Source organism: Nocardioides sp. NPDC057772 (assembly GCF_042798075.1).
Lineage (GTDB): Bacteria > Actinomycetota > Actinomycetes > Propionibacteriales > Nocardioidaceae > Nocardioides.
In genome coordinates this window covers 1-8129 of the sequence record NZ_JBHVKN010000223.1, presented here as the reverse complement: position 1 = coordinate 8129, position 8129 = coordinate 1, and the positions used below count along the sequence as shown (strand labels likewise).

At 67.3% G+C, this 8129-nt stretch carries 12 protein-coding genes; 4 read left to right on the top strand and 8 right to left on the bottom strand.

Translation table 11 applies throughout. The features are described 5' to 3' along the window. Positions 1-333: 333 nt before the first annotated feature. From ACFVJS_RS24235 to ACFVJS_RS24205, 7 genes are all read right to left on the bottom strand, one after another. Complete coding sequence (locus tag ACFVJS_RS24235; protein WP_378885819.1) at positions 334-1215, bottom strand: alpha/beta fold hydrolase; 882 nt, start codon at positions 1213-1215, stop codon at positions 334-336. A 3-nt stretch (positions 1216-1218) separates the two neighbouring features. After that, positions 1219-2274, bottom strand: coding sequence for an adenosine deaminase (locus tag ACFVJS_RS24230; protein WP_378885817.1), 1056 nt, complete (start codon positions 2272-2274; stop codon positions 1219-1221). 118 nt (positions 2275-2392) lie between these two features. Further along, positions 2393-2632, bottom strand: coding sequence for a hypothetical protein (locus tag ACFVJS_RS24225; RefSeq protein WP_378885815.1), 240 nt, complete (start codon positions 2630-2632; stop codon positions 2393-2395). Then, entirely contained in the window at positions 2632-2973 is a 342-nt protein-coding gene (locus tag ACFVJS_RS24220) for a hypothetical protein (RefSeq protein WP_378885813.1), read from the bottom strand. Before ACFVJS_RS24220 ends, ACFVJS_RS24225 begins: the two co-directional genes overlap by 1 nt. Positions 2974-3074: 101 nt before the next feature. Continuing rightward, the gene (locus ACFVJS_RS24215; RefSeq protein WP_378885812.1) at positions 3075-3563 is read right to left on the bottom strand and encodes a hypothetical protein; all 489 of its coding nucleotides are present in this window, start codon (positions 3561-3563) and stop codon (positions 3075-3077) included. Further along, entirely contained in the window at positions 3560-5212 is a 1653-nt protein-coding gene (locus ACFVJS_RS24210; protein WP_378885810.1) for a putative T7SS-secreted protein, read from the bottom strand. The genes ACFVJS_RS24215 and ACFVJS_RS24210 overlap by 4 nt, the downstream gene beginning before the upstream one ends. Positions 5213-5215: 3 nt before the next feature. Further along, positions 5216-5548, bottom strand: a complete 333-nt coding sequence (locus ACFVJS_RS24205) for a hypothetical protein (RefSeq protein ID WP_378885809.1) — start codon at positions 5546-5548, stop codon at positions 5216-5218. A gap of 104 nt (positions 5549-5652) precedes the next feature. On the opposite strand from ACFVJS_RS24205, the gene ACFVJS_RS24200 reads away from it, so the two are divergent. The 3 genes from ACFVJS_RS24200 to ACFVJS_RS24190 are packed head-to-tail and all read left to right on the top strand — an operon-like array spanning position 5653 to position 6708. Next, positions 5653-5982 carry a hypothetical protein gene (locus ACFVJS_RS24200; protein ID WP_378885807.1) on the top strand — a complete coding sequence of 110 codons (330 nt, stop codon included), beginning with the start codon at positions 5653-5655 and terminating at the stop codon, positions 5980-5982. Further along, a complete protein-coding gene (locus ACFVJS_RS24195; protein ID WP_008364101.1) occupies positions 5982-6281 on the top strand; it encodes a hypothetical protein in 300 nt (99 codons plus the stop codon). The genes ACFVJS_RS24200 and ACFVJS_RS24195 overlap by 1 nt, the downstream gene beginning before the upstream one ends. A gap of 31 nt (positions 6282-6312) precedes the next feature. Further along, positions 6313-6708 (top strand): VOC family protein, encoded by a 396-nt coding sequence (locus tag ACFVJS_RS24190; RefSeq protein ID WP_378885804.1) that lies wholly within the window; start codon positions 6313-6315, stop codon positions 6706-6708. Here ACFVJS_RS24190 and ACFVJS_RS24185 read toward each other — a convergent pair. Next, complete coding sequence (locus ACFVJS_RS24185) at positions 6705-7187, bottom strand: DUF5709 domain-containing protein (RefSeq protein WP_378885802.1); 483 nt, start codon at positions 7185-7187, stop codon at positions 6705-6707. The two genes, ACFVJS_RS24190 and ACFVJS_RS24185, sit on opposite strands and share 4 nt — an antisense overlap. 126 nt (positions 7188-7313) lie before the next feature. Between ACFVJS_RS24185 and ACFVJS_RS24180 the strand changes: the two genes are divergently transcribed. Next, on the top strand, positions 7314-8129 hold an 816-nt coding region (locus ACFVJS_RS24180), incomplete at its 3' end, for a sulfatase-like hydrolase/transferase (RefSeq protein WP_378885800.1).

The window sequence follows — 8129 nt, the reverse complement described above, 5'->3', positions numbered from 1 at the left end:
CGCTACCGATCTTGGAGGCCTCGACGCCTACCCAAGTGCCACCACGCCGCCCAACGCGGCGACCGAGCTCACCCCCACCTCAGGTAGGAAGAGCCGGATATCTTCGATGGCGGAGCCAAGTTGGTCTCGATGCTCGGCAAGCGCCCACGACGGCAAGGGATGACGTAAAGAAACTCGTGAGCTCTCCGTTTCCAGCGCGGCTATTCGTGTGAAAATGCAGCCCCTGAGAAGTATTGGGATCGAACTCCTCGGATGCTCACAGCGATGAGGAGCGGGGAACGGAGAACCCGGGGTGCCGGTCATCGCACGGACGTGCTCGGGAAGATAGTAGTTCTAGGCGGTGTGGGCGAGGATCGCGGGGATCGCCGTGTCCCAGGTGTAGGGAGGCGGCGGCTCGTGGCCGACGTCGTCGAGGGTCAGCAGGGTCGCGCCGGGGATCTCGCGGGCGAGGACCTCGCCGTGGCCGACCGGCATCAGCGGGTCGGCGGTGCCGTGGATGACCAGGGTGAGCGCAGCGATGTCGGCGAGCGAGGCCTCGATGCGCTCACCCTCGGGCGCGGCGTCGTGGTTCTCGAACGTCGGCCGCATGTCCGGCGTACGCTTCACCACCTTCTCGCACACCGCCCGCACCCGCTGCTCGTCGAAGCGCCGCGGGACGAACGCCCGCTGGTCCTCGACCAGCATGCTGACCAGCGCGTCCTGGTCGTCCATGTCGGGCATCGGCCGGTCGGCCGCCGCCGCGAAGAAGTCCGCCATCGCCTCGCCGATCGGCGGCAGCTCGACGCCCTCGAACGCCGACGTGGTCTGGTTGAGCACCATGGTGGCGACCCGCTCGGGATAGAGCACGGCGGCGCACTCGGCGAGCGCACCGCCCATCGAGATCCCGAACAGGTGAGCACGGTCGAGGCCGAGGGCGTCGAGAAGACCGGGTACGTCGGCGACCATGTCACGCCAGGTGTAGCCGGGGTTCCCCGCCGGCCAGGTCGTCGAGCGGCCGGTGTCGCGGTGGTCGTAGCGGATGACGTACCTGCCGCCGGCCGCCAGCGCCGCGCAGAAGTCGTCCTCCCAGTAGTCCATCGAGGCGCACTTCCCACCGATCAGCAGGATCGGTGGGTCGGTCGGCGAACCGAACGTCTCCGTGCACAGCTCGATCCCGTTGACCGCCAGCATCTGCTCCATGCCGACCAGCAGATCGCCCTCGGCAGATCCCGTCAAGCGTTATTCAGCAGCGGGGGCGTACGCGTCGATCTCGCTCGACAGCCGAGCCTTGACGTCCTCGGGTGCGTAGGAGACGTCGACCGCGCCCCGGGCGAGGGCGGCGATGCCGGCCGCGTCGAGGCCGAGGAGGTCGGTCGCGATCTCGTACTCCTGGTTGAGCGTCGTCGCGAACATCGGCGGGTCGTCGGAGTTGATCGTGACCGGTACGCCGGCGTCGACGAACGTCTTCAGCGGGTGCTCCTCGAGCGACGCGACCGCACCGGTGGCGACGTTGGACGACGGGCAGACCTCGAGCGGGATCCGATGCTCGGCCAGGTGGGCGAGCAGGGCCGGATCCTGCGCCGCCGAGGTGCCGTGGCCGATCCGCTCGGCCTTGAGCACGTTCAAGGCGTCCCAGATCGTCTGCGGACCGGTGGTCTCGCCGGCGTGCGGCACGGAACGGAGCCCCGCGGCGCGGGCCGCGTCGAAGTGCCGCTCGAACTGCGGCCGAGGAACCCCCACCTCCGGCCCGCCGAGCCCGAACCCGACCAGCGCCTCCGGGCCGTGGTCGACCGCGTACGTCAGCGTCGCATCGGCCGCTGGGACCCCGGCCTCGCCCGGGATGTCGTAGATCCAGCGCAGCACGATGCCGAAGTCGCGCTCGGCGCTCGTCCGAGCGTCCTCGAGCGCCTCGGTGTAGGCCTCGATCGCCATCCCCGCGTGCCCGGTCCCGGCAGGCCGCTCGGCCAAGTCGGGACGTACGGAGGTGTAGGGCGTGCAGGTCAGCTCGGCGTACCGGACCTGCTGGGTCTGCGCCAGGTCGCGCGCGATCTCGTAGGTCAGATAGCGGATGTCCTCCGGCGTCCGGACCAGGTCCACGACCGAGAGGTAGACCTCGACGAAGTGCGCGAAGTCGCTGAACGTGAAGTAGTCCTTGAGGAGCTCGACGTCCGCCGGCACCGCCCCCGGATGCCGCGCCGCCAGCTCCGCGACGATCCGCGGCGAAGCCGACCCGACGTGGTGGACGTGCAGCTCTGCCTTCGGCAGCCCGGCGATGAAGGTCTTCAGGTCACTCACGCCCCGATCCTCACACGCGGGTTCGCCCTCCCGCGACTCTCTTTCGTCGGCTGTACCAGACGATGACACCTTGTGAATCAGTTCACCAGGTGTCATCGGCATGTGCAGCGATCGGAGGCTAAGCGGCGTAGGTCACCCGGTCCGGCCACGATCCCGTGGTGGATGCCACTTTGTATGCCTTCACGAGGATCTTCGCGCCTGTGGGGTCGATATCAGAGCCGATTGTCGAGAGTCGTGAACGGATGTCTGACTTGGCGATCGACACCTGGCCGGATCGGCCGGTTCCGGGACTGAGAAACGCGTACGTGACCGATTGGTCGTCCTCGAAGACCTTCGTGCCCTCGATCAAGATGCCCATCAGACGATGTCGCCGATGAAGCGTGGGCGCGGCTCGGGTGACGGGGTGAGGTCGGCGAGCCAAGACTCGACGGTCCTCGCGATGGTCTCGACCGTCGCGGGCGGGATCTGCTGACCGGGGGTGAACTCGACGACCACGCGTACGTCGAGGCCGGCGAGGCGCCGGGTTTCGGCGAGTGCGAGCGCGGTGCCGGGCAGGACGACCGTCTCGTACTCGTCCTTCTGCGCGGAGAACGCGGAGATCTCACGCGCGGTGGTGGTGTAGATGGCATAGACCGTTCCGCTGCCCGCGACCAGGTCCGGGCGGCGGGTGGTCGAGGTGAAGCCGGTGGTCACGGTCACCTGGCCGTCCCGTGCGAACTCCGCATCCGGAGGACAGCCTCTGAACACGACGCCCTGGAAAGGGGGCAGTCGCTCCAGCGTCTTGAGAAATGCGTCGGGATTCACAGAAGCTCCAAGCGGGGTGCGGTGCGCATCGTCCAGTCCTCGACCTGCCACGGTTCATCGGGGGGCGCGATGACTTCGGCGTCGTCGATGCCGAGCCAGACGGTGACTGGAGTCTGCGAGTTCTCGGCTGTGACCGCATCCGTCGATATGTGAGTCGTCCATGCGGATCCGTCGGCCGGTCGGGCCGCGTGGAGCCCGCGGCTGCCGAAGTCCAATAGCAGAGCCAAGGGACCACCGTCGGATACGGGCCGCAGTCCTCTGACGCGACCGGTCATCGAGTGGGGTTCGTGCCACACCCGCACCCAGGCGCCATCGAACAGGTGGATCTCGAACGTGCCACGCGCCGGAGCCGGCCATTGCGCCCCTTTGGCGACGTCCTCGCCGAGCTCGTCGCGCAATTGTTTCCGGGCCGCGTCACCCGCGCTCTTCCACGCCGCGACGAGGTCCTCGCCGGACCTCTCCGATGGCTCGGATCCCTGGTTCACCTGATCTCCTTCAGTTCCAGGATTCGTACGTTCTTGAGTATCTGGCCATTGACTTCCATCTCAGGCACCACCTTGTTCGTGACGACCTCGAACTCGACACCTGGCTTGAACAGAAACTCTCCTTCGCGCTGGGCGGCGGAGAAGGGACGCACGTCGACCCCGGAATGCCCGTCGATGGTCATCAACGTCGGGTTCTCCTTCCAGGGCTTCACGAAGCCCTCGGCGACCGCATTGTTGTTCGAACTGCTGGAGAATGCGGGGTCGCTGTAGTTCTCCCCACGTTCGAGTGCTTCGACTACATGATCGGGAAGGTTGGTTCCGCGGTAGGTGACGCCCTCGTGGGTCGGTAGGCGGTCCAGCCCGGCGACCGCATCATCGATCCGGGCACCGACCTCGGGAGTGAGTTTGGGCAGTTCGCGCAGCGCGCCGTTCATGTCGTCATAGCCCTTGTCAGTGGTGTAGTCCCAGATGCCCTTGATCTCGTCCCTGGAGAGTTCCGGGTACTTGGCATGCATGTCGTCGACCCATGCACCCAGCTCGGGATCGTTCAGGTCTCGCCAGGTCCCTTGGGGAGGGGTCGGTGCGTCCGAGAAGTCGATGTTGTCCAGCTTGCCCAGGTCTCCGAGGCCATCGAGACCGTTGTCGATCTTGCCGACATCGCCGAGACCATCGAGGTTGTCGAGACTACGCAGACCCTTGGTCATGTCGCCGAGCGCGTCGAGAGCGTCGGCGCCGCCCTTGATGCCGCGGGTGGCGGCGGTGGCGGTGCCGCCGGAGAGTACGCCGGCGACGATGTCGGGGACGAGGTGGCCGATGGCTCGGGCGGGGTCGTCGGCCCAGGTGTCCCAGTCGAGCAGACCCTTGCCGAGCTGTTTGCCGAACTCGAGGGGGTCGGACTTGAGCGCCTGCCAGAGCGCCTCGGCGTCCTCGAGCATCATCGATTTCTGGGCGGCGAGCTCCTCGGGGGTGAGGTCACCGGAGGCGAGCTCGATGATGTCGTGGAGGATCGAGACGTTGTAGATCATCTTGCCGAGGTCCCAGATGGCCTCACCGGCGCCTTCGAAGATGCCGCCGACGAACGCGAGCCCGGACTCGAACCAGTTGCGCTTCTCGGGCGCGTCCTTGCAGCCGACGCGTACCTCCCTGGCGCACTTCGCTGCCGCGATCTTCAGGTCGGACTTCGCCGTCTCGAGCATCGCCAACGCATCAGAGCGGATCGAGGCACCGGAGTCGAAGAACGGCTCCTTGGCGTAGGGATAGGTGAGTCCCTGCGACAGCGCCTGGTTGCGGGCCTGCTCGAATCGGGAGGTGTAGTCGGCGTAGTTGGCCTTGTCCTGCTCGGTGGCGGCCTCCCCGCGCTCGTACTCGGACTTGGCGGTGGCCGCGTTCTGCTGCGCGACCTCGAGCGCGGCGGCGTAGTCGATCAGGGCGTTGCCGGCCGTACGGAAGCCGGTGCCTGCCTCGTACCAGCGGTTCGGTTCGCGGTCGTGGGCGTCGCGGAAGTTGTCGGCGGCGCGACCGATCCATCCCTGCGTGTCGATCTTGGTGAGGGCGTCACCGGTCTGGTCGAAGAACTTGCCCTTGTCGGCGCAGGTCTGGCCTCGTGAGCGGATCTCGCCGGGATTGCCCTTGATGGTGAAGTCGGGCACCGGCTACTTCCCGCCGGTGATGGTGAGGTCGGTGGCGGCGGACTTGGCCTTGTCCATCTCGGCCGTGCCCTTCTCGTTGAGCTCGAAGTAGTTCATCGCGATCTTCCCGATGCGACCGGACATCTCGCCGACGTCCTCGCACAGGTTGTTCATGCCGCGCTCCCAGCGGTCCTTGAACTCCTCGACCGCACCCCAGACCTCCTCGGATCCACAGGCGTCCTCGGACGGGACCAGGTCCTCGACGTCCTTGTCCTTGAACAGCTCGACCGTGTCGGCCAAGCCTTGAGCCGCCTTCGCCAAGGACTCCAGATCGACCTCGAAGTCGTACGATGCCACCCGTCCAGCCTCCCCATCGTGTGCCGGGCGCGATGCCCGAGCCGCGTACGCGAAGACAATGTAACCTCAGGACCGGTGCACATCCACCAGCGCCAGGGGAGCTCGTGAACGACAACATCCAGCTGACACTCGGGCAGCAGACGGCTGCGGCCAAGCATGTCGAGGACAGCATCACCGATCTCGAGAAGCTGCTGACCACGCTCTCCGGCGACATCGAGAGCTCGATCCCGGGGATGATGGGCAGCGCCGCGGGCGGCCTCGTCGAGTCGTTGCAGACCTGGTTCGAGAAGGTCGGTGGGCTGGGGACCCTGATGCAGGAGTACGCCGCCGCACTGCGTGACGTCGACATCCAGCACGCCACAACCCAGAACGACATCGTCCACGAGGCCCACGGCCAGGCCTCGAACCTCCAGCAGCGACTGGGGCCCCTCTGATGAGCGACAACAGCCTGATCGTCAAGGAAGCCAGCATCGACGACCTCGAGACGACCTTGAGGACGGCCGCCGAGGACCTGCGCACCTTCTTCACCGACCTGATGGACGAGGTCGACCGGATCACCGCCGGCTGGTCGGCCGAGACGGGCTCGAAGCAGGCCGCGGACCGGGCCGCACGCAGGATGATCGACGCCTCCGGCCGCGCCGCAAGTGTGCTGGAGACCATGGCCACCGCCGTGCACAACTACGGTGAAGAGGCACACGACATCGAGGTCAAGAACGTCGCGATCGTGGGCTAGTCCGGACCAGATCGAAGGCTTGGAGGCAGGCATGCGGGCGATCCACCACTGGGACCTCTGGGTCGACGACTTCGAGACCGCCACGGGGGAGTGGGGCTGGCTCTTCGGCGAGCTCGGCTGGGAGGCCGGGGAGAAGGGTCACTTCTGGGAGGCACCGGACGGGACGTACGTCTTCATGGAGCACTCCACGGACCAGCACGGCACCCAGGACCGGCTCAGGCCCGGCGTGAACCACATCGCCTTCACCGTCGAGAGCCGGGAGGTGCTCGACCGGATGCGGGCGGCGTCGACCGAGCACGGCTGGCACGAGATGTACGCCGACCGCTACCCGCACGCCGGGGGTGATGAGCACACCGCGCTCTATCTGGAGAGCTCGGAGGGGTTCGAGGTCGAGATCGTGTTCGAGGTCGACGACCTCACCGCCTAGCTGTAGTCCTCGTCGCCGTCCTCGTCGCCGTCCTCGTCGCTGTCCTCGTCGTCGATGATGTGCATCGCGGCCTCCTCGGCGGAGGCGCCGGCGCCGTCGATGCCGGCGTCGATCCCGTAGACCTCGGACTCGGTGTCCTCGCCGCCACCCTGGTCGGGGTCGACCAGCCGGCCAGCTCGCTTGTTGCCGACCTCGCGGCCGTCGGGGTCGTCGGCCTCCTCGGCGTCGTCGTACTCGACCGCGTAGGGATCCGGCTCCGGGATCTCCTGGTGCTGCCGCTGGTCGATGCACTCGCGGTGCTCTTCCTCCCACGGGGTGTTGCCGTAGTCGGTGGAGTAGCGGTCGGCGGTGACGATGCCGTGGTCGAGCTCGTCGCGCACCTCACCCTCGAGAACCTCCCCGGAGAGCGCATCCTCGCCGGTGATCTGGTCCTCGTCGTCGACGCTGTAGTCGCCGTAGCTCTCGCGCGATTCGCTCACCTGGGTCTCCTCATCGGCCGGCATTGGGGTCATCGAGGCCCCCTTCGGTAACGTTAACCCGGTCCGGTAGGGAGCGGAACCAGACGGACACAGACGACGCGGGGAACGACCGAGGGAGCAGACCAGATGGCGCCTCGCGCCCGATTGGCGGTGGCGGCTGTTGCCGTGCTCGCGGGCTCGTCCTTCGCGCTCGGCGCGATGCCCGACTCGACCGGTCCGCTGGGCTCCTTGGGGACGCTGGCAGGGAGCGCGTTCGCGCGCGTCGCCCACGGGTCTTCCGACAGCGTGGTGCCCTCGACGCCTACGAAGACGCCTGAGTGGGAGCCCTACTCCACCAAGCCCAACATCCTCATGATCACGGCGGACGACCTCGCCTACGAGGATCTGGAGTTCATGCCCCACACCCGCAGGCTCCTGGCCGCGCAGGGCACCTCGATGACCGAGGCGATCGCGCCCACGCCGATCTGTGTGCCGGCCCGCGCGTCGCTGTTGACCGGGCAGTACAGCCAGAACCACCACACCGTGACCATCAACGGCGAACGCGGTGGCTACGAGTCGATGGACCACACCGGCACGCTGCCCGAGGCGCTGCAGGAAGCCGGCTACGACACCCTCTTCGCGGGCAAGTACCTCAACGGTTACGGCCTGCGCGGGACAGCCAAGGACGTGCCGCCGGGGTGGACGGACTGGCGGGCGACGACCGACATGTCGACCTACAACTTCGTCCGGCCACGGATCAACCACAACGGCGAGTTCACGACCTACAACCGCTACACGACGTACGTGATGCGGGACCAGGCCAACGAGATGATCTCGGCGCCGGAGCGCGCCGACAAGCCGTGGTACATGTGGCTCAACTACGTGGCGCCCCACCACGGCGGTCCCGGCGAGAAGGACGACCCGGAGGGCACCAGCACGACCAGGCCGGCCGACGAGGACAAG